The 21,531-nt window shown below is 37.4% G+C and carries 20 protein-coding genes and 1 pseudogene; 16 read left to right on the forward strand and 5 right to left on the reverse strand.

Annotation, left to right across the window (positions count from 1 at the left end):
* The first annotated feature begins 3 nt into the window (after positions 1–3).
* The 5 genes and pseudogenes from galT (at position 4) to BKO01S_RS12525 (ending at position 5,755) form a co-directional block, all read left to right on the forward strand.
* Positions 4–1,491 carry a UDP-glucose--hexose-1-phosphate uridylyltransferase gene (gene galT, locus BKO01S_RS12505; protein WP_066054228.1) on the forward strand — a complete coding sequence of 496 codons (1,488 nt, stop codon included), beginning with the start codon at positions 4–6 and terminating at the stop codon, positions 1,489–1,491.
* A 14-nt stretch (positions 1,492–1,505) separates the two neighbouring features.
* Positions 1,506–2,552 (forward strand): annotated as a pseudogene (locus BKO01S_RS12510) (aldose epimerase family protein).
* A gap of 157 nt (positions 2,553–2,709) precedes the next feature.
* Positions 2,710–3,687 carry a bile acid:sodium symporter family protein gene (locus tag BKO01S_RS12515; protein WP_066054232.1) on the forward strand — a complete coding sequence of 326 codons (978 nt, stop codon included), beginning with the start codon at positions 2,710–2,712 and terminating at the stop codon, positions 3,685–3,687.
* Positions 3,688–3,838: 151 nt separating this feature from the next.
* Positions 3,839–4,267, forward strand: coding sequence for a VOC family protein (locus tag BKO01S_RS12520; protein ID WP_066054234.1), 429 nt, complete (start codon positions 3,839–3,841; stop codon positions 4,265–4,267).
* Positions 4,268–4,507: 240 nt separating this feature from the next.
* Positions 4,508–5,755 carry an MFS transporter gene (locus tag BKO01S_RS12525; RefSeq protein WP_066054236.1) on the forward strand — a complete coding sequence of 416 codons (1,248 nt, stop codon included), beginning with the start codon at positions 4,508–4,510 and terminating at the stop codon, positions 5,753–5,755.
* A 51-nt stretch (positions 5,756–5,806) separates the two neighbouring features.
* Here the strand turns inward: BKO01S_RS12525 and BKO01S_RS12530 are convergent, their stop codons facing one another.
* Positions 5,807–6,106, reverse strand: coding sequence for a hypothetical protein (locus BKO01S_RS12530; RefSeq protein ID WP_066054238.1), 300 nt, complete (start codon positions 6,104–6,106; stop codon positions 5,807–5,809).
* A gap of 136 nt (positions 6,107–6,242) precedes the next feature.
* On the opposite strand from BKO01S_RS12530, the gene BKO01S_RS12535 reads away from it, so the two are divergent.
* The 3 genes from BKO01S_RS12535 (at position 6,243) to zupT (ending at position 10,270) form a co-directional block, all read left to right on the forward strand.
* A complete protein-coding gene (locus tag BKO01S_RS12535; RefSeq protein ID WP_066054240.1) occupies positions 6,243–6,758 on the forward strand; it encodes a GNAT family N-acetyltransferase in 516 nt (171 codons plus the stop codon).
* A 41-nt stretch (positions 6,759–6,799) separates the two neighbouring features.
* Positions 6,800–9,172: a polyprenyl synthetase family protein gene (locus BKO01S_RS12540; RefSeq protein WP_066054242.1), complete on the forward strand. Its 2,373-nt coding sequence runs from the start codon at positions 6,800–6,802 to the stop codon at positions 9,170–9,172.
* 297 nt (positions 9,173–9,469) lie between these two features.
* Positions 9,470–10,270, forward strand: coding sequence for a zinc transporter ZupT (gene zupT, locus BKO01S_RS12545; protein ID WP_066054245.1), 801 nt, complete (start codon positions 9,470–9,472; stop codon positions 10,268–10,270).
* Positions 10,271–10,324: 54 nt separating this feature from the next.
* Here zupT and BKO01S_RS12550 read toward each other — a convergent pair whose 3' ends face one another.
* Complete coding sequence (locus BKO01S_RS12550) at positions 10,325–10,750, reverse strand: organic hydroperoxide resistance protein (RefSeq protein WP_066054247.1); 426 nt, start codon at positions 10,748–10,750, stop codon at positions 10,325–10,327.
* Between the two features lie 177 nt (positions 10,751–10,927).
* On the opposite strand from BKO01S_RS12550, the gene BKO01S_RS12555 reads away from it, so the two are divergent.
* A complete protein-coding gene (locus tag BKO01S_RS12555) occupies positions 10,928–11,377 on the forward strand; it encodes a MarR family winged helix-turn-helix transcriptional regulator (protein WP_066054249.1) in 450 nt (149 codons plus the stop codon).
* Between the two features lie 136 nt (positions 11,378–11,513).
* Positions 11,514–12,368, forward strand: a complete 855-nt coding sequence (locus tag BKO01S_RS12560) for a YhcN/YlaJ family sporulation lipoprotein (protein ID WP_066054252.1) — start codon at positions 11,514–11,516, stop codon at positions 12,366–12,368.
* 59 nt (positions 12,369–12,427) lie between these two features.
* Here the strand turns inward: BKO01S_RS12560 and BKO01S_RS12565 are convergent, their stop codons facing one another.
* The 3 genes from BKO01S_RS12565 to BKO01S_RS12575 all read right to left on the reverse strand — a co-directional run bounded on the left by BKO01S_RS12565 (position 12,428) and on the right by BKO01S_RS12575 (position 15,030).
* The gene (locus BKO01S_RS12565; RefSeq protein ID WP_066054254.1) at positions 12,428–13,345 is read right to left on the reverse strand and encodes an aldo/keto reductase; all 918 of its coding nucleotides are present in this window, start codon (positions 13,343–13,345) and stop codon (positions 12,428–12,430) included.
* Positions 13,346–13,726: 381 nt separating this feature from the next.
* Positions 13,727–14,566: a sensor histidine kinase gene (locus BKO01S_RS12570; protein WP_066054256.1), complete on the reverse strand. Its 840-nt coding sequence runs from the start codon at positions 14,564–14,566 to the stop codon at positions 13,727–13,729.
* Entirely contained in the window at positions 14,563–15,030 is a 468-nt protein-coding gene (locus BKO01S_RS12575; protein WP_066054258.1) for a hypothetical protein, read from the reverse strand. Before BKO01S_RS12575 ends, BKO01S_RS12570 begins: the two co-directional genes overlap by 4 nt.
* Before the next feature lie 308 nt (positions 15,031–15,338).
* Here BKO01S_RS12575 and BKO01S_RS12580 point away from each other — a divergent pair, with 308 nt between their 5' ends.
* The 6 genes from BKO01S_RS12580 to BKO01S_RS12605 all read left to right on the forward strand — a co-directional run bounded on the left by BKO01S_RS12580 (position 15,339) and on the right by BKO01S_RS12605 (position 21,523).
* Positions 15,339–16,652, forward strand: coding sequence for a S8 family peptidase (locus tag BKO01S_RS12580; protein ID WP_066054260.1), 1,314 nt, complete (start codon positions 15,339–15,341; stop codon positions 16,650–16,652).
* 145 nt (positions 16,653–16,797) lie between these two features.
* Positions 16,798–17,265: a flavodoxin gene (locus BKO01S_RS12585; protein WP_066054262.1), complete on the forward strand. Its 468-nt coding sequence runs from the start codon at positions 16,798–16,800 to the stop codon at positions 17,263–17,265.
* The gene (locus BKO01S_RS24655) at positions 17,258–18,145 is read left to right on the forward strand and encodes a hypothetical protein (RefSeq protein WP_066054265.1); all 888 of its coding nucleotides are present in this window, start codon (positions 17,258–17,260) and stop codon (positions 18,143–18,145) included. The genes BKO01S_RS12585 and BKO01S_RS24655 overlap by 8 nt, the downstream gene beginning before the upstream one ends.
* 11 nt (positions 18,146–18,156) lie before the next feature.
* The gene (locus BKO01S_RS12595; RefSeq protein ID WP_066054266.1) at positions 18,157–18,606 is read left to right on the forward strand and encodes a flavodoxin; all 450 of its coding nucleotides are present in this window, start codon (positions 18,157–18,159) and stop codon (positions 18,604–18,606) included.
* A 181-nt stretch (positions 18,607–18,787) separates the two neighbouring features.
* A complete protein-coding gene (locus tag BKO01S_RS12600; protein WP_066054268.1) occupies positions 18,788–19,912 on the forward strand; it encodes a sugar ABC transporter substrate-binding protein in 1,125 nt (374 codons plus the stop codon).
* Between the two features lie 90 nt (positions 19,913–20,002).
* Positions 20,003–21,523, forward strand: coding sequence for an ATP-binding cassette domain-containing protein (locus BKO01S_RS12605; RefSeq protein WP_066054270.1), 1,521 nt, complete (start codon positions 20,003–20,005; stop codon positions 21,521–21,523).
* Positions 21,524–21,531: the final 8 nt, after the last annotated feature.

Consider the following 21,531-nt stretch of genomic DNA (forward strand, 5'->3'; position numbering starts at 1 on the left):
TCCATGGAAATCTATGCTTTGATTCAATCACTACTTGACCAATCAATGGAATGTGAAATGATTGAACAGGAAGATGAAATATATGCGAGAAACCAGCTGTTGTCACTTTTACAACTTGCTGATTACCCTGAGAAAGTGGAAGGGGTAAAGGGAGCAAGCATACCAGATGTGTTAGAGCAAATCGTTCAGCATGCCTTTGAAAAAGGAATTGTTGGAATCCTAGATGCGGATAAAGAAATCTTTTCAAGCAAGCTAATGAATGTTCTAGTACAAAGGCCTTCGGATGTGAATCGTCGTTTTTACCGTCACTATGAAAAAGATCCAACATATGCAACAGAGTACTTTTATCAGTTGAGTCAAAACAGCAACTATATTCAAACAAAAAGTATTGCAAAGAATATTAGTTATAAAACTGATACTCCATACGGAGAACTAGATATTACGATCAATCTGTCGAAGCCAGAAAAGGATCCGAAGCAAATCGCCTTGGAAAAAGAGAAAAAGCAGGATGTGCAGTATCCAAAATGTCTTCTATGCGAAGAGAACGAGGGTTACGAGGGACGAGTGGGTCACCCAGCGCGCTCCAATCATCGAATGATTCGACTAGAGCTAGAGAATGAGCCATGGTATCTACAGTACTCCCCATATGTGTATTACAACGAGCACTGTATTGTACTCTCAAAAGATCATCGTGATATGAAGATATCCCGTAAAGGATTTGAAAGATTACTATCGTTCGTAGAAAGATTTCCACATTATTTCGTTGGTTCAAATGCTGATCTTCCGATTGTGGGTGGTTCGATTTTAACTCATGATCACTACCAAGGGGGAAATTATGAGTTTGCGATGGCACGAGCCGACGAAGAGTATTCTTTTCAGATGAAGGAATTCTTACAGGTATCCGCGGCAACAGTTAATTGGCCAATGTCCGTTATTCGTTTACGATCCCTAAATAAAGAAGAACTTATTCAAGCAGCGGATTATATTTTGACTAGTTGGAAGGGTTACTCGGATGAAAAGGTTGATATTCATGCCTATTCCGAAGGTACACCACATAACACGATTACTCCAATTGCCAGAATGCGAGAGGGGCAATTCGAGTTAGATTTAGTATTAAGAAACAACCGAACGAATGAAAAGCATCCATTAGGAATCTTCCACCCGCATAGCGATGTTCACCACATTAAAAAGGAGAATATTGGATTAATAGAGGTCATGGGCCTTGCAGTTCTCCCTGCTAGATTGAAGGAAGAACTAGAAGAAGTAAAAGCGTATGTATTAGGAAAGTCTGAAATAGTAAAAGACTATCATCTCCCATGGGCTGAGGAAATTAAGAGTAAGTACGAAACAGAATGGTCGGCTGATACAGTAGAAGAAATTTTAAGAAGAGAAGTAGGGTTGAAATTCCAACGAGTGCTTGAGGATGCAGGAGTATTTAAAAGAGATGCATATGGTCAAGAGGCATTTCGACGTTTCTGCAAAAGTTTATAAATGGAGGCATTCCTATGAAAATATCTGAGTCAGTGGTTGGAATGCTTGATGGTGAAACATTAGTAGCACATACGATTGAAAATGCTACAGGTATGCAAGTTACTGCTACCAATTATGGTTGTACCATTACGAAGATTATTGCACCTGACCGTAAAGGTAATCTTGAAAACGTTGTGTTAGGCTTTGATTCGGTAGAAGAGTATCAAGCGAATTCAGCTTATTTCGGCTCTGTCATTGGAAGACATGCCGGGAGGATTGCTGGAGGCCGTTTTGAACTCGACGGAAGAACCTATGAACTAGCCCAAAATAACAATGGAAATCATCTGCATGGTGGATTAAAAGGGTTTGATCGAACGGTCTGGGATGTTGAAGTAGTGCAAGAAAAAGATTCAGTCAGTCTTTGCTATCATTACGAAAGCAAGGATGGAGAAGAAGGATATCCTGGAAATGTCCGTGTATCTGTGACCTATACATTAACAAATGCTAATGAAATTCTTCTAAGATATGAATGAATGAGTGATGCACGAACCATCCTTAATATGACAAACCATACGTATTTTAACTTAAGTGGTGAATTAAAACGAACCATCGAGGATCACACACTGAAGATGAAGAGTGATCGTTTTCTTGAGTTAAATGAACATTTGATTCCAACTGGTAAAATGTTACATGTAGATCATACGGTTTTTGATTTTCGTGATGGTCGAAGGATTCAAGAAGGAGTTGTTTCAGAGCATCCTCAAAATGTACTAGTTGGCAATGGCTATGATCACCCCTTTATGTTAACGGGTAACCAGTCAGAACCAATCGAATTATATGATGAGGAAAGTGGTCGTCAACTAGTTGTTGAAACGAATCAACCGGCAGTAGTACTCTATACAGGGACACAGCTAGGAAATAATTATGACATACGTGGCAGAAGGTCAGAGAAATACTTGGGATTGTGTTTGGAGACACAAGGAGTTCCTGATGCGATTCATCATTCACACTTTCCGAGTACAATAATAGAGAAAGATCAAGTGTACGATTCAGAAACAAAATGGTCGTTTAGAATAAAATAATTTTTTTATAGGAAAAGTGAGAGCCAATAAGCATGTAAAGGCTCTCATTTTTTTATTATAAAATTTTACTAAAAGAATTTGTCAAAAAATATTACAAAATTATAAATGTTTGGAGTATAATGAAAATTATATTTTTACACACAGGGGGTATACTACTATGAAAGCATTAGAAAGAGCAGGTATATTTGCAGGCAATACCTTTGCATATTGGGTACTGCTTTTTGCAGGGTTGGCATTATTATTTCCTACAGGTTTTACGTGGATTGGTCCTCATATCCCTTTATTATTGGGAGTTATCATGTTTGGAATGGGTATGACATTATCAGTAAATGACTTTAAAGAGGTTGTTAAACATCCGAAATCAGTATTTATCGGTGTATTTGCACAGTATTTGATTATGCCATTCTTAGCTTTTGGGCTTGCAACGGTTCTTGGTTTGCCAGCTGAAGTGGCAGTAGGTGTGATTCTAGTTGGTTCATGTCCTGGGGGAACATCTTCTAACGTAATGACTTACTTAGCAAGAGGAAACACGGCCTTATCTGTATCAATTACTTCGGTTTCAACTTTATTAGCACCAATTTTAACTCCGGCAATCACCCTTTTATTAGCAAGTAAATGGTTACCGGTGTCACTTAGTGCTATGTTCATATCTGTTGTCAAAATCGTTCTTGTGCCGATTATCTTAGGACTAATCGTGAAAACTCTATTCCGCACGCAGGTTGAAAAAAGCGTGAAAGCTCTTCCGTTAGTGTCAGTTATCGGAATTGTAGCGATTGTTGCAGCGGTTGTTAGCGGAAGCAAAGAGAAGATTCTTGAAAGTGGTTTATTAATATTAGCAGTTGTTATCTTACACAATGCACTTGGCTACCTACTAGGTTTTCTAGCAGCTAAATTGTTAAAAATGAATTATAGTGATCAAAAAGCGATTTCCATTGAAGTAGGAATGCAAAACTCTGGACTTGCTGCGGCATTGGCTGCTGCACACTTCTCTCCACTGGCAGCAGTACCAGGAGCCATCTTTAGCGTATGGCACAATGTATCAGGATCACTTCTTGCAAATTATTGGGGAAAGAAAGCTGAAAAAGCAGATAATGCTCCAGACGTTTCTGGAGACTCAGTTGAAATTCAAAAATAGAATCAAACCCGTACACTTTTGAAAAGTGTACGGGTTTTTTATTTGAGGAAAATGGAAATTCTAATAATAGATAATATTGCATGATTAGGTTTAATCTGGTATTATTAAATAGAACACTTGTTCTGTTTATATTTTGGAAAAGAGGTGTCTTATGATTTTAGGAATTCATCCATATTTAGTGTTAAATGGAAATGGGAAAGAAGCGGTTAAGTTTTATGAAGATGCAATAGATGCAAAGGTTGTTTCTCTTCAAACGTTTGGGGATTTGCCAGACAATCCGGAATACCCTACTCCTCCTGAAGCAAAAGACCGAGTGTTAAATGCACATTTAAAGATAGGAAATTCTGATCTGATGCTTTCTGATACATTCCCAGGACAGCCTTACCCAATCGGTTCACAAGTAACAATTGCAATTATGATTAACAATGTAGATAAGACAAAAGAGGTTTTTAAAAAATTACAGGATGGCGGTAAGGTATTAATGCCTTTACAAGAAACATTCTGGAGTCCAGCTTATGGGCAAGTAACAGATAAATTCAATATGACTTGGCAGGTTTCAACAGAAGTAAAAAATGATTAATAAAATGATGGTTACTTACATTATTAGTAATAAGAAACGGTGAAAGGGTGAACAGGGACGATGAATAACTAATCTTATTTAGAAAACTGGTTTTGACCTGATAATAAACTTGTTTCTAGATAGGATTAATATGGCCCTTTGTTAACCAAACTGAACTTGAAGATACCATTAGGTGTTTTCTTTCTCTTTTTAGTTACCAAACAAGTCTCCTATCTAGAAATGGATGGGAGAATTTTTTTTATGTCGGAAATAACCACAAGTCAAAAGTTGGGTATGGGGGATTTATTTCAAAACCGAGTGATTCGAACGATTTTACTATCGGTCTTGTTCCTTCAAGTGGGAATATGGGTGAGAAACTACTCAATCCTCTTATATGTTATTGAAATGACGAATGAAAATCCAATTGCAGTATCCTTGATCTCAGTGGCTGAATTCGCACCGATTTTTCTTTTTTCATTTATTGGTGGGACCTTCGCAGATCGTTGGCGGCCAAAGAGAACGATGGTTTGGTGTGATGTGTTAAGTGCTGTATCAGTGTTTGCTGTCTTATTGACTCTATTTTTCGGAAGTTGGAAAATGATTTTCTTTGCTACACTTGTATCATCGATCCTGTCACAATTTTCACAGCCTGCGGGTATGAAGTTGTTTAAGCTACATGTTCCTACTGAGTTAGTTCAGATGGGGATGTCGATGTATCAAACGGTGTTTGCACTATTTATGATTCTTGGTCCAATCCTTGGAACATATGTGTATCAGCAATTTGGTATTCTTGCGGCAGTTGGGGTTATGGGAGTGGCCTTTTTATGCTCGGCAGCTATTCTTTTGTTGCTTCCAGCAGATCCAACACCAGAAGAGGAAAGGCACAACACATCATTAATGCATGAGATGAAAGAAGGATTCGGTTACGTATTTAAAAGTAAGCCACTAACCTTGTTGGGCGGATGTTTTGCAGCCGCAGGCCTTGCAATAGGATTAACTCAGCCGCTCGGAGTTTTTATTATTACTGAAAGACTAGGTTTACCAAAGGAAGATCTGCAGTGGCTCATGACTGCATTTGGAGCTGGTATGATTATTGGAGGAGGCATCACTGTAGCACTTTCAAGGAAGGTACAACCGCAAATGCTATTAGCATTAGGGATGGCAGCTAGCGCCATCGGTTTTATTGGTTTAGGATTGTCAACAGAGTTATGGCTTAGCTTGGCTGCTCAATTTTTTGCGGGGTTATTTATGCCATGTATCCATATTGGAATTAATACGATGATTCTACAAAATACAGAAGAAGCATTTATCGGTCGAGTCAACGGTATTTTAAATCCTCTATTTATGGGGGCCATGGTCATCACTATGTCCGCCTCTGGGTGGCTGAAAACTCATTTTTCCATTGTCTATATCTATGAAATGTCGGCACTTCTACTATTTGTGGGGATTCTAACCCTATTGCCTATAATGAAAAAAGAAACAGTCAGTCACATTGTAAAAGGACAATAAATCAATTTATTAGAAAAGCCCTAAGACATTTCTTAGGGCTTTTCCCATCCATCAACTTAAATATGAAAAATTAATCCTAGGTTCGGTGGAGATGATGTATTTTCCTTCTTCTTCTTTTAGACCTAGTCGGAAGGTATTAGGGTTTCCAGGTATGGTAATATCAACAAAATCCGTTGTATCATTGTTTTTATCCAACTTAATCTCCACATAGGTATGCGTACCTACATGAAAACGACGAAGTATTTTTTGATGCTTGGCTTCACAAAATATGGCTTCGTGTAAGTTTTCGCTACTTAACTCCTTCCCTATTAAAGACCGTAACCGTTCTATAACATCTGCCTTACTAATCATTTTCTTCTTTCCTTTCATTTCACAGTACATTTATTTCATTTCATGCTAAAGTTTAATTACATATATTTTAAACTTAATATTCAGAGATGCAACATAGATAATGATTAAATGAATAAATTGGAATGGAGAAACATAAATGCCAAAGCTTCCGTACTATACTATAGAGTTAGTCCAACTCAATGATTATAAACAACTAATAGAATTTGTGATGGAAATAAGAAATGAAATTTTTCCTATGTTACGTGGTAGTGGGGTTCCAGAAGATCTTTTACACTTCGAAAAAAATTATCTACAATCTAGGAATTCGGCCTTTTTTGGGGCATATATAGATGGGAAAATAATTGGCACTATTGGCATCATTCCCTACGATGGTCGTTTTAGCCACTTGGAGAGTCATTGTAGCCTTCATCAAACATCGGAACTTGTAAAGTGTTATTTAGATCCTAATTTTCGACGGATGGGTATCGGAACAGCGCTATTTAAGAACGCATTGTCCTATTGTCGGGAGGCTGGATATAATACGATTTATTTACATACTCACCCGTTTCTACCAGGTGCTGTTCCTTTTTGGAAAGGTTGTGGGTTTGTAGAAATATTATCTGAGTCAGATCCCATCTGGCAAACGATTCACATGGTAAAAAAAGAAGTTTAATAGTCCATTGAATAAGAGAATGAAGTAAAGGGTCGAATAGAATGACTGATGAAGTAATGATAAATGCAGAGGCCTGTTACCAGCAGGCCGAGGAAAAAGCAGAACACTATTTTCAAACACTATATAACGAGGTTTCTAAACAAAGGTATGCGAAGGTTTTAACAGAGGATTTTCATTCGTGGAAACATAATCATATTCGCCATCATTCCCTACTAGCCTTGTTCTCCAGTCGAAAGAAACGTGCTAGCTCGAAAGGATATCATAGCTATCTTCAATGGCTAGATCACACAGGCAAATTGGATAACTACTTGGACCGGAGTGTTTCTTACCTTTATATGCGAGATTTAGGGAAATCATTGAACTCAGATGAGACACAAACTAGTATTCGACGCACGGTTAACAGCTGGAAAAATAGTATCCTTCTAAATCGAGAAGGTCAAAAGGATCTATTAGGAATGGCCGGGTTATATCGGAAGGCTCAAGAGGAAGGAATTGAGCTCTCCATGATCTGGTTACTAGAGAAATTGAGAATCGTCTCAGAAAATATTCCGGAGGGGATGGACAAAGAACATGCCCAAAGGAAATTAATTAAAATCATTGCTGGTGTTCTCATGCATGTCCTTGAAGAGCTGGATGACAATTTACCTTTTGAAGAAAGGTCTAAAAAGCTAGATGAAGCCATCAGGCTAGGCTATTGCTACGGGTTAACCTATCCGTTTATTGATGACCTGCTCGATGCCAAATTGTTATCGGTTGAAGAAGCAAGTTGGTATACAAATTTGATTCGTACCACACTAACAACAGGGGTGGTTCCTGAACTAGGCGTATGGACAGGAGAAAACGAACCATTAATTCGTTTTATTCATCAAGAGTTAGGGGCTGCTTTTGAATATATAAAAGCTCATCAGCAACCAGAATCAATCATATTGTTTTTTGAGCAATCGTATGTTTTTTTTCAATCTCAAGAAGTAGATCGGCAGAGGGACTTATCCAATGCCACTTATACAAATAAGGATTTGTATGTACCTGTCATTTTAAAATCTTCATCGTCACGATTAATTGCTCGATCAGTAGTTAATGCTTCTGAGGACGAAGGGTTTTCGGATCGAACCTTCTTTTATGGAATATACAATCAGTTAGCGGATGATTTTGCTGATATGTTTGATGACTTTGAAGATGGTGCTGTCACACCTTATACTTATTATTTAAAGTATAAGGATCAACGAAAGGATTTAATTAATCCTTTTCAAATGTACTGGACCGTTATTTACTATTTAATACATGAGGTCTTTCAGTCAGATAAGAAATCCTGCGAAGTGATTTTGGATCGTGCCGTTAATGGCTTAAAACGCTATAAAGAAAGATTGGGAACGGAAAAGTACAATGAAGTAATGGAAATGTTTGCATTAGACGATCCGAATTTTCATCATTTGATAAAAAAGATGGTGAGAAAAGCAGATGATGTGGATTTCTTTGATAAATTACTTCGAGACCATATCATTACCTCTCTTAGAAACGAAAGGAAAGAGCAGGAGGAGTTTACAGATACAATTGAAGAAATTCGGAATGAAATAAACAGGACGCTACACATTTTACCTAATAAAAATGTACGAGTATCGAATCAATCAATTATTGAAGCCGCTAACTACAGCCTTGAAGGGGATGGGAAACGATTACGGTCGATTATGACGTGGGTGGTGGGTATACAGGGGTTCGGATTAAGAAAGGATTCTATCGTTCCTTTATTAAGATCCTTGGAGTACTTACACACGGCCTCTCTCATTTTCGATGATCTACCAACACAAGACAACTCAAATACTCGTAGAGGGCGACCGACCCTTCATCGCGTATACAACACAGCTGTGGCGGAAATAACAGGTCTTTTTCTGACTCAAAAGGCAATTGAAGAACAAGCCTCTCTTGAATCCTTTGAATCTAAAACCGTGGTAAAGCTTATTCAGTACTCAGCACAAATGACAGAAATTATGTGTCAGGGACAGGCGATGGATCTTGGATCGAAAGGGAAGGAATTAACGATTGACCAGCTGAACCACTTAAGCATGTATAAAACGGGGTTAGCTTTTGAAGCTTCCCTCATTATGCCAGCTATTCTAGCGCAGGCGAGCGAAACGGAAATGGCAGCATTAAAAAAGTACGCCCACCATGCCGGCATTGCATTTCAAATAAAGGATGATCTTCTTGATGTAGTAGGAGATGAGAACCTACTCGGAAAGCCTATCGGTCAAGACATAGGAAACAATAATTCTACGTTTGTCTCGGTATTAGGGAAAGAGGAGGCAAAAAAGGAAATGTGGCGGCATTACTGTGACGCAATAGAAGCTCTACAGGAAATTCCACAGAATATCCCTTTTTTAAAGCATTTATTGAACTATATCGTGAACCGTAATCATTAATAGAAAAAATGAATACTAGTTTAAAAGGACGTTTCCTCAAAAGAGGGATCGTCTTTTTTGACTTTTAAAATATTCGTTGCCGTATAGTTGGTAAATATATATAATAAAAGTTGTATTAGGGAAACAAATGTTTATTAGTGAAATTTTTAAAGTTTATGGCACATTTTTTATACACGTACATATCCTTTATAAAGATTAGTGAAATGGGTATATTTTTTTAAAGAAAAAGTTTGATTAAGGAAACATATTGTCTTTGGTGCAAATAAAAAATTCAACCATAATTAAGGAGGAAATACGATGACGGAGAATCTATTGTTGGCATTCGGATTAACTTTAATGGCAGGGCTTGCCACGGGTATTGGTAGTGTATTGGCCTTTTTTACTTCTACAACAAATACAAAATTTCTTTCAGTAACTCTTGGTTTTTCTGCAGGAGTAATGATTTATGTTTCTATGATTGAGATTTTCGTTAAAGCAAAGGATGCACTTGTAGGTTCCATGGGGAATGTGTTAGGCAACTGGTTAACAGTTGCTGGTTTTTTCGGAGGGATGTTGTTAATTACATTAATTGATAAATTTATCCCCAAACAAGGAAATCCACATGAGTTGAAAAAAGTTGAGGATATGAACAGCAAGCCCGATAATCAAGGCCTATTAAAAATGGGGACCTTTACAGCATTGGCTATTGCCATTCACAACTTTCCAGAGGGAATTGCTACGTTTACTTCGGCTTTGCAGGATCCAGGTTTAGGGATTGCGATTGCCGTAGCCATCGCTATTCATAATATACCAGAGGGAATTGCCGTTTCGGTGCCAGTATATTTTGCGACGGGTGATAAGAAAAAGGCATTCAAACTATCGTTTTTATCGGGACTATCGGAGCCAGTTGGTGCGATAGTGGCCTATTTTTTCCTAATGCCTTTCTTAAACGACGTTATGTTTGGTATCATCTTTGCCGCTGTGGCGGGAATTATGGTATTCATTTCACTGGATGAATTATTACCGGCCGCGAAAAGATATGATGAAACTCATCTATCGATCTATGGGTTAATCGGTGGAATGGCTGTAATGGCACTTAGTTTGTTACTATTTATTTAATTTGATACGTAAAAAGGCTTTCGACAGTTGGTCGAAAGCCTTTTATTATACCTATTATTCTACGATCTCTAAATTTACTTCAATATTACCTTTTGTTGCTTTTGAATACGGGCAGAAATGATGAGCTTTTTGAACCAAGTCTTCTAAGACAGCTCTTTCAATTCCAGTACCTTTTACTTGTAGGGTTACACCAAGCTTAAAGCCTTGGTCTGTTTCATCTTTTATTAGACTAACATTTGCAGTTACTTGTGATTCGAATTTTACACGTTCAGATCTTGCTATAAATTGAAGAGCTCCATCAAAGCATGCGGCGTATCCTGATGCAAATAATTGTTCAGGATTTGTGGCGCTTGGTATCGATTTCGCTCTAGGTGTACCTGGCATAGCAATATCAAGATTAATGGCACCGTCAGAAGATTGTACCTTTCCTTCTCTACCTCCCACAGCAGTTACACTTGATGTAAATAATACGTTTGACATATAAAATCACCCTTTGAATTTAGATTGTGCAAAATCAAACTGCTTATGTGTCTATAGTAATGGCGAAAATAACAATTGTCAACAATTATATTGTACACAACCAATATAAGGGGATTTGACGATAATGAATGGGTACGATATGATTTTATAAAATTAAATTTATTAGAGGGACAAATTATGAAGTATGATGAAGAATTCGTGAAACTAGACGATCATTTATGTTTCTCGTTATATGCTTGCTCAAGAGCAATTTTCCGTTTATACCGTCCGTTTTTAGACAAATTAAACTTAACTTACCCGCAGTATCTTGTTTTGCTTGTCCTATGGGAAAGAAAGCAGAGTACAGTAAAAGAATTAGGAGAGCTCTTAGGGCTTGATTCAGGAACCTTAACCCCCATGCTAAAAAGAATGGAAGCCGCAGGTCTCGTGGAACGTAAAAGATCAGCTGAAGATGAACGGGTGGTCATGATTACTATTACAGAGGAAGGAAATCTCCTTAAGGAGAAGGCTGTTTGTATTCCAAGGTCGCTTTTGGAGTCCACAGGTATGACGGAGGAAGAGGTAATTGCTATTAATTCTGTTATAAAAAAACTACTTCAAACAGTAAATACTGCTAGCGTAAAATAAGTAAGTGTGTGTAGTCATCAAAAGAGAACCTCCCATGTGGAGGTTTTTTTCTTGGAAATTGGTATTTTCTTCTCCTGAATAGTTGTGTCGTTTTTAGCCAACATATAAATTGAGAAAACTATCAGGAGTGATTTATATGAAAAAGAGCTGGATGATAATTGGGTCGGCTGTATTGTCTATTTCCCTAACAGGTTGTGGAGCAAATGACAATGCAGAAGGTAATGGAAACAATGGTAAACAACAAGCACAGGTAAATCAAGATGCTAGACCTCGTGCCTTACAAACCGATCAAGGCGGTGATCGTACTTTAAGAGTGAACAACCGAGCAGAGCAACATGTAGAACGGTTAAAAGAAGTACAAGACGCTCAAGTAATTATCTCAAACAATAATGCTTATGTTGCAGTTAGACTTGCTAATAATAACGATCCAGGTAACAACAACGGGCAAGATACAGGGACTGGAACGAACCGTACAGGAACTATGGGAACCGGTAATCAAGGAAATAACCAGGGAAACAAAGAAGGTAATGCTGGAAATGGCCAATCGTTTATGGAGAATGGCATGGTCAATCAAAACGGAGATAATGGGACGATTGATGGAAAAGGTGATGCAGGAAATGGAAATGAAAATGAACAGAGTAGAGCTTTAGGTAACGGTAACAATAACAATGTTGGAAATAACAATAATACGGTAGGAACAGGGAATGGCAATACGAATGGTACTGGGAATACAAATGGCCAAAATAATAGGGGAACGGCTACCCGAACAAATAACTATAGTCCCGTATCGAATGCTTTTGAACAAAAAATAGCTGATCAAGTTCGTAAGGCTGACAATAAAATTCACAAAGTTTATGTTTCTGTGAATCCTGACTTATATAACACCATGAATACGTATGCGGAAGATATAAGAGCAGATCGGGACAGAGATAGCTTATTTAGAGATTTCAATAATACAATAAACAATTTCTTTGGTAGAGAGAATGAATAACTAATGGGAAGACAAAACCACACTAATTTCACTATTAGTGTGGTTTTGTTTTTTTTATTTTATGGAAGGATGTTACCAGCAGCACGATAGATGCTGTACCATTCTTCACGAGTAAGATGTACTTCACTTGCTTTAATGCAGTCCTGTAATCTCTCTATGTTGGTTGTACCCACAACTGGTTGCATCTTTGCAGGATGACGAAGGATCCATGCAATTGCAATTGTTGTATTACTTACCCCATATTTCTCAGCGAGTTCATTTATTTGCTGATTTAATTCAGGGAATTTTTCATTACCTAAGAATGGCCCTTCAAAGAAGCCGTATTGGAACGGAGACCAAGGTTGAATCGTAATATCGTTCAGTCTACAGAAATCAAGTACGCTGCCATCGCGGTTAACTGCCGATTCATTTTGCATATTCACATTAATTCCACTAGAAATCATAGTAGCATTAGTGATACTTAGTTGTAATTGGTTAGCTACAATCGGTTGCTTTACATATTTTTTAAGAAGCTGGATTTGCATTGGATTTTGGTTTGAAACACCGAAGTGACGGACCTTTCCTGAGGTTTCAAGAATATCAAAGGCTTCAGCTACTTCTTCAGGCTCAACTAAAGCATCCGGACGGTGTAGAAGAAGTGTATCTAGGTAATCAGTTTTAAGTCGGCTTAAAATGCCGTCTACTGACTCTAATATGTATTCTTTAGAAAAATCAAACATCCCTTTTCTTATGCCACATTTGGATTGAAGAATCATTTTTTCACGAATATCATCATTCATATTGATGGCATCTGCAAATAATTCTTCACAAGCACCACCTCCATAAATGTCAGCATGATCAAAGAAGTTAGCTCCTTCGTCTAATGCAGTTTTTATCAAACGTTCGATGTCTGGTTTTTCAAGAGAGTTAATTCGCATACAGCCCACTGCAACAACAGGTACCTCTAACGTGCTGTTTCCTAATTTAATTGTTCTCAAGTGTATTCCCTCCGATTATCGGTTTTTTAATTCTTATTATCAACTTATAAGCCAACCTAATACATTTTGTGTACGCTTTCACGAATGTGTACAAGCATATTTTGCCACACCCTTTGGTCTTATTCAACTATTATGAATGGTTAGGGAGGAGGTTGAGGTTGAATAAGAAGCATTAGGATTCAGACTTTGAGTCCGAATGAACTTCCGATTCGGATCCAAAAAGTATAGAGAAAGACTATGGAGTCCGAATGAAACCCTCATACGGCAGAAATATGAACGAGAAAGGCAATCGTGTCCAAATGATCCAATCAAACGTGATAAATTGGCCAGTTAACCTACTATACTAAAAAAGATCCTCTTTTTACAAAAGAGAATCCTCTATTATACATCATCGTTGGTAAAAACGATTTTAAAACAAACAAGCTCTTCATCGATTTTTACTTGTAAGTCACCGTTGTATTTATGGGTAATTTCTCTAATGATAGATAGCCCAAACCCTCTGCTCTTACTTTGTTCCCTCGGTTTAGTTGAATGCTCATTTTGGAAGAGCGTTTCATCAAAATTCTTTAGTTTACTTGAATTCTTCACTTCTATAATAAAATTTCCATGTAACTCCTTCATTTCAAGGGATATTTTCCGTTGGTCAACTGGGAGTTCCATGGTGGCATCATAGGCATTATCCAGTAAGTTACTCATTAGCCGAATAAAGTCAGTAGAGGATATAGTCTCCATAATTTTCTCCGATTGGATATTTTGAGAAAAGACGATATGATCCCTTTTAAATTTTTCCATCTTAGTAAACAAAACCGATGCGAGTATCGGATGGTGTATCTTTAAAACTTGATTGTTTACCTGAATATCACCAATTAGTTCTTTCACATAGTTTTCGGTATCGGTATAATTCCCGATTTTTAACAGTCCAGAAATTACGGTCAAATGATTATTCAGATCGTGGCGATCGGACCGGACTGAAGCAACTAACGAATGAAACTCCTCTTCATGTGTAGTTTCAGTTAGTTGAACCTTTTGTTTCGTCTCTGTTTGATAGATTTTCCCTATTATAAATAAAGAAACAATATTTAATAAGATGACGATGATCATGCTTGCTGGAACACCTAAGATAAACGTGGTTTCCTTCATAATATATAAAGAACCAATGGACAAGAAAGTTAAAAAAATTTGAAACAGTACAACAAAAATTAATGGAACAATCCCTTTCATTGTAACCTACTACTCAGAAAAGGAATGGTAATGTTTTTCTTATATAATACATATGCAGCAAGTGCCATGGGAAGATTTGTTGCATTCGCTAATAATATACGTTTCCAGGGGCTAGCTAACACAGTGTGGAAATCTAATGAAAATAATAGTGTGTACAACAGAATGAATACAGTTTGAAACGTGAAAATCGAAATATAGAAAATTAAGGAAACTAAGAACCCTTGGATAATCTTTAGTTTCAAGAATAGAGAGGTCAATAGAGCTAGTACAACAAATAGTAAGTATACTTTAAATGAAAAGGACATATATTGATCCGCGAAAAATGCTATCGCAGAATATAAAACTGATAACAATAGATAGGGTTTTTGATTTGTTCTTATAGAAATTCCGAGTAGGACGAAAGTTAGTGCCAGCGCGGCTAGTGTTTCTGGTAAGGATAGTAAAAAATAACTGTACCAAGCCATGAGTCTTCTCTCCTAAAAAAATAGTAATGAATGAAAGTATAATAAATAATAGCATGAATTCGTTCTTATTAACAAACTAATTTCGACAATTTATGACTTTTCCTAATAGTTCCTCTCTTTAAAAAGTAAAGAAATAACATTTATTACTGATTTATGAAAATGGAAATCTTATTAACTCAGATTAATAGGATTTTTTTATGCCATTTACTATCCTCTCTTCGCCCGAATTCACCTAATTTGGACAAGTGCCGATACAACTCTCTCCAATCTTCATATCGTTATATAAGAATAAGATTGGAGGAAAACGTATGTTTGGATATTCTATGGTTCAAATGGTAAGAACTCATGCGGATAAGATTGAGCGACCATTAAGAGAACAAATCTTGAATTTGTACAAACCATTTAAATGGACGCCGTGTTTTTTGCATAACATGTTTGAAGGAATGGTAAAGAGAAGGAAAAGGTACTCGGTTATTATTGAATTCCAAGAAGGATGTTACGACACTGGATGTAAACAAGTCAATGAAGTTATGACTAATCATAAGAAAAATAAAATTAAAAACCATTTTCCTAGAGTTTCATGCTGCAGTGCTGAAATAACTCCTAATGGCTTAGAAGAACTTCTCTCTCATTGTAATCATATTAAAAAAGTATATCTCAACGGTGAGGTGAAGGCCTTTCTTAATGTAGCAGTACCTTCAGCCAATGCTCAAAATATAGTTAGAAACGGAATCAAATTAACAGGTGATGGTGTGAAAATGGCCATCATAGATACAGGAATATATACTCATCCGGACCTAACAGGAAGAATTACTGACTTTGTTGATTTTATCAATAATCGTCCAGAACCATATGATGATAATGGACATGGGACCCACTGTGCAGGAGACGCAGCTTCGGCATCGGTGACATATATGGGCCCTGCTCCACAGGCAAATTTGGTAGGAGTAAAGGTGCTAGATAGAATGGGATCAGGTTCTCTTGAAACGGTAATGCAAGGGGTCGATTGGTGTATTCAATATAACGAAGATAACCCGAAAAATAAAATAGACATCGTTAGTCTATCCTTAGGAAGTACAGCCCAAAATTATGGCTCTGAGGATAAAGATCCAATGGTTAAGATAGTCGAAGAGGCATGGGCTTCAGGAATTGTAGTTTGTGTGGCAGCAGGAAATGAAGGACCAGAAGCAAGAACAGTAGCTAGTCCTGGTGTTAGTGATCAAGTCATTACAGTTGGTGTGCTTGATGATCGTGATACCTTTGAGAAAACAGATGATGAGGTAGCTAGTTTTTCTAGTCGTGGCCCTACTATTTATGGAATCAATAAGCCTGATATTTTAGTCCCTGGAGTGAATATCATTTCTTTACGATCGCCAAATTCGTATTTAGACAAACTACAAAAAAGTAGTCGAGTAGAGAATAATTACTTTTCTATGTCAGGAACTTCCATGGCAACTCCCATCTGTGCAGGTATAGTTGCATTGATGAAAGAGGCAAATCCATCATTGACGCCGGATGAGATAAAAACTCAATTGATGTCAGGGACAGATTTATGGAAAGATAGAGATGAGAATGTGTATGGTGCTGGATATATAAATGCGGAGCAATCTATTTCAAATTAAGGTAATGATCCAAGAGTTTCTCAAGAGAGAAGCTCTTATATTTTTCCCTAATTGTCTGTGAAAATGTAATTGACAATGAGAATCATTATCGACTATAGTTAAGTTAATAATAATGATAATCATTTTCAATTAGAGGAGGATAACAGTGAAAACATTTATTGGCTATGTAAGTATGTCTGGTAATACAGAGGATATGGCGAATATTTTGAAAGAAACTCTTCTTCAATCCGGGTGTGAGGTAGACCTTCTCAATTTAGAAACAGTAGATGTTCATGCTTTAAAAGATTACGATTGTATCTTCTTGGGTGCGTATACCTGGGGAGATGGGGATCTTCCATACGAGGTGGAAGAGTTTTTCGAGGAACTTAGACACCTGAATTTAGAAGGTGTAAAAGCTGCTTGCTTTGGCTCAGGTGATACACTCTATCCTAAGTTTTGTATGGCAGTGGATATTATAGAAACGACACTGCAGGAACAGGGCTGTGATGTGTATAAGGATAAGTTAAAGATAGAATTAAGCCCTGAATCAGATAAGGAAGTAGACGAATGTAGACAATTTGCAAAGTCAGTTTATCAATGGGCCAATAAGGGGGAGAAGCTTACATATGTTTGAAAAAGGGTCTACTGCTGTTTTATCCACCTCTAGCTTACCGTTTATTGTGGCTGTGAAAAATGCAGGTCTATACTCCTTTGAAAAAGGTGAATGGCTTTTGCAGTATTCCCTATCACAAAGTATTTACAAGCTAGTTTGTATTTCCCCATATATTTTTGGAATAGGAGACAATGGATTAATTGTTCGTTATAACCCTTATAACAAAAAATGGACACATACCTTTTTCCCAACACCACAGCGACTTTGGGACATCACAGGGAATGAGTCAGGTCTTATTATTACTCATGTTGGGAGTAAACTTTATATTTCTTATAACTTTGGGTCTAACTGGTCTGTAGTACATCCCTTTAAAGAATTGGCTATTAAACCATTTATCCGTTCACTGTTTTTGGATAAAGATCATTTATATATTGGTACTCAAATTAATACAGAATCAGGGGGTCTATGGAGTTTTTCATTGGATAGTGGTGAATTAACCCTTGTTAAAAGGGAATCAACCTCCATGATTTCTTCCATTTATATAGATTGTGATGATTGGATGTTTATTGCAAAAGGAAATGCGAGGTCTAAAGAGGGATCTATTGAGATGAAATCTCTACTGACATCATGCTGGAGAACACTTGAGCAACCGGTCTCTGAGAAAGCTTTTCTAGATGTATTTAACGTAGGTAAGAACATATATACAACCACGAGTAAGGATGAATATGGGTTTTCTAGATTATATGAAATTAACAAACAGAGTCAAACTTTATCCCCTATTGAAACAATAGAAGGGCACGGCTTTCGGGGAGCAGGATGGAAGGATGAATTGTTTATTAGTTCCCCTATAGAAAGCAAGTGGATTGATCGACGCGATAATAGTATAAAACTAGTTCATTAGGAGGGAAGAAAATGAAAATTGGTGTTATTTACGCTAGTATGTCAGGGAATACAGAAGCAATCGCAGATATAATAGTGGAACAACTTAAGGAACGTAACCATGAAGTAGAATTAAAGGATATGCTCAGCCTACCAGCAAGTGATTTGTTGCACTATGATCTTATTTTTATCGGGATGTATACTTGGGGAGACGGAGATTACCCGGATGAATGTCTAGATATAATAGAAGAAATGGAACAATTAGACTTAAAGGAGAAGCCATTTGCCCTATTCGGATCAGGAGACACATCTTATCCTGAATTCTGTGGTGCTCTTGATAAATTAAAGGAATTAATTGAAAGTCAAAAGGGTGTATGTTTAGGCAATCCTTTAAGGATTGAGTTTAGTCCGGGTAAGGGTGATGAAGAAAACATCAATCATTTTGTCACGCAAGCCTTATCTGTTTTTGAAAATAGTAAGTAAATAGGTGTCACAAAAAGTGGATCTGGGAAACCAGATCTACTTTTCTGTTCTTTCCTTCCATAGTATAAAAAATTGCAGACGATACCAAAACAATGCTAGTGATAACGCTTACATACTAATCTATGACATTTATATAATTAACTTGTAACCAAATGAGACAAATATTAAAGGGGGAACAAAGATGAAAAAATTATTGAAACCGATTTCTATGATGCTTGCTTTTTTGTTAGTAGCAGGTATGCTAGCAGCTTGTAACAGTGAAAGTAGTGGTGGTGGAGGCAGCAGCAGTAACAAAGTAAGTGTAGGAATCGTATTACCAACTAAGGATGAACCAAGATGGGTTCAGGATGAACAAAGATTCAAGGATGCTTTATCAGGCTCTGAATATACAACTGAAATCTTATTCAGCCAAGGCTCTTCTGCTAAGGAAAAAGAAAATGTAGAAACATTATTAAACAAGGGTATCGAAGTACTAATTATTAGCCCTCAAGACGGTGATGCAGCAGCGGCTGCTGTTGAAGCTGCGAAGAAGGACGGAGTTACCGTTATTGCTTATGACCGTTTAATTACAAACACAGATGCAGTAGATTACTATGTAACATTTGATAGTCTCGCTGTAGGTGCAGCTCAAGGTCAATACTTAATTGATTCAGCAGAAGGTTCAAATGTTCCATTGTACTTATATGCTGGTGCTGCTTCTGATAATAATGCTTTCTTGTTCTTTGAAGGAGCTTGGAGCGTTCTTCAACCGAAGATTGCTGATGGAACATTTACCATTGCAAACTCAAGTGAAGCTGAGAAATTAAAGGATAAAGCGGAATTAACTCGTGATGAAATGAGTAAAATTCTTGGCCAAGTAACAACAAACTGGGATCCAAATGAAGCGAAAAATAAAGCTCAAACACATCTAACAGCTGTTGGTGCAGATATGAAGGGTGATGTGGCCATTCTTGCTCCAAACGATGGTACAGCTCGTTCGATTGCAGACGTATTTTCTTCTGACGGAGAAGTTACTAGCTTTATAGTAACAGGACAAGACGCTGAAAAAGCATCTATTCAATATGTCATCGATGGCAAACAATCAATGACCGTTTTTAAGGATGTTCGTACCCTTGTTACTGATGCAATGGGAATGGCTGTTGATATCCTTGATGGAAAGACACCTGAAACGACAGGTAGCTACGATAACGGAGAAGTAGATGTAAAAGCAAAGCAAACAGATGTTATCGTTGTTGACGAGGAAAATGTGAAGAGTGAATTAATTGAATCAGGTTACTACGAAGCCAGCGAATTTACTGGACTTTAAAAAATAAACAGAGGTTGTTGCGAAATAGTGGTAGAGTGCTCTATCACTATTTCGCAATTGTAACAGTTGTCTTGTAAAGGGGGCATACAAATGAGTGAATATATTTTGGAGATGAAACAAATCTCCAAGAATTTTTCAGGAGTAAAAGCACTTAGCAATGTAAATTTCAAAGTAGAAAAAGGTGAGATTCACTGTCTAATTGGTGAGAACGGTGCAGGAAAGTCCACACTTATGAAAGTACTAAGCGGGGTATATCCCTATGGATCCTATGAAGGAGATATCCTTTACGGCGGAAATGTTCAACAGTTTAACAAGATTAGTGACAGTGTAAAAACTGGGATCGTTATTATTTATCAGGAGTTGGCTTTATTTCCTGACCTAACTGTGTATGAAAATATATTTGCTGGCAATGAGGTAAAAAATGGTGGCATCGTGGACTGGAATAAAACCATTGCCGAAGCAAAAAAAATGCTGAATAAGGTCAAGTTAGATGTGAACCCAGACACACTTATTAAAGATTTAGGCGTAGGAAAACGCCAGCTAGTTGAAATTGCTAAGGCACTAAGTAAAGACGTTAAGCTACTTATTCTCGATGAGCCAACAGCAGCACTGAATGAGGATGATAGTGAAAATCTACTTGAGTTATTGCGAGAGCTGAAAGAACAAGGAATCACTTGTATCATGATTTCGCACAAGTTAAAAGAGGTCATTTCCATTGCAGATAAAGCCACTGTCCTCCGTGATGGTCAGACAATTTGTACGCTCGATGCCTCAAAGGGTGAAATTAATGAAGGTACAATCATTAAAAACATGGTAGGGCGTGCAATTGAAGATATCTATCCGAAAAGGGAAAAGCAAGCATTTGGTGGAAAAATCCTAGAATTATATAATTGGTCAGCCTACGATCCTCAATTAGGTAGACAAGTCGTAAAGAATGTAAATCTTCACGTGAAAAAAGGTGAAATTGTAGGGATTGCTGGACTCATGGGCTCCGGACGTACAGAACTCGCTCTTAGCATATTTGGGAATGCGAAGTCTTATAAGGTGGAAGGGGATTTAGTCATAGCCGGAATCTCAAGCATGCTTAGGCATCCAAGTGATGCTATAAAGGCAGGAATTGCATACGTTACCGAAGATAGAAAGGGCGATGGTCTGTTTTTAATACAAGATATTAAAAGTAATATATCGGCAGCGAATTTAAAGGGAATATCTTCGAATGGAATGATCAATGACAATGAGGAAATTAAAATTGCGGATCATTATAAAAAATCTCTTACCATTAAGGCTTCTTCCTTAGAACAATTAGTAGGGAACTTAAGCGGTGGGAACCAACAAAAGGTGTCCTTAGGAAAATGGCTCTTCGTCGGACCAAAGCTGTTAATTCTTGACGAACCCACTCGTGGAATTGACGTGGGTGCGAAATTCGAAATCTATACGGTTATGAACGAGCTGATCAAAGCAGGAATGAGTATTATCATGATTTCTTCAGAACTCGGTGAGGTTTTAGGCATGAGTGATCGCGTGTATGTTATGGCGCAAGGTGAAATAAAAGGTGAGTTGTTGATTGAAGAAGCAAACCAAGAAAATATTATGCAGCTTGCTACGCAATAGGAGGTTAA

The organism is Robertmurraya korlensis NBRC 107688 (assembly GCF_001591645.1).
In the GTDB taxonomy this organism is placed as follows: domain Bacteria; phylum Bacillota; class Bacilli; order Bacillales; family Cytobacillaceae; genus Robertmurraya_A.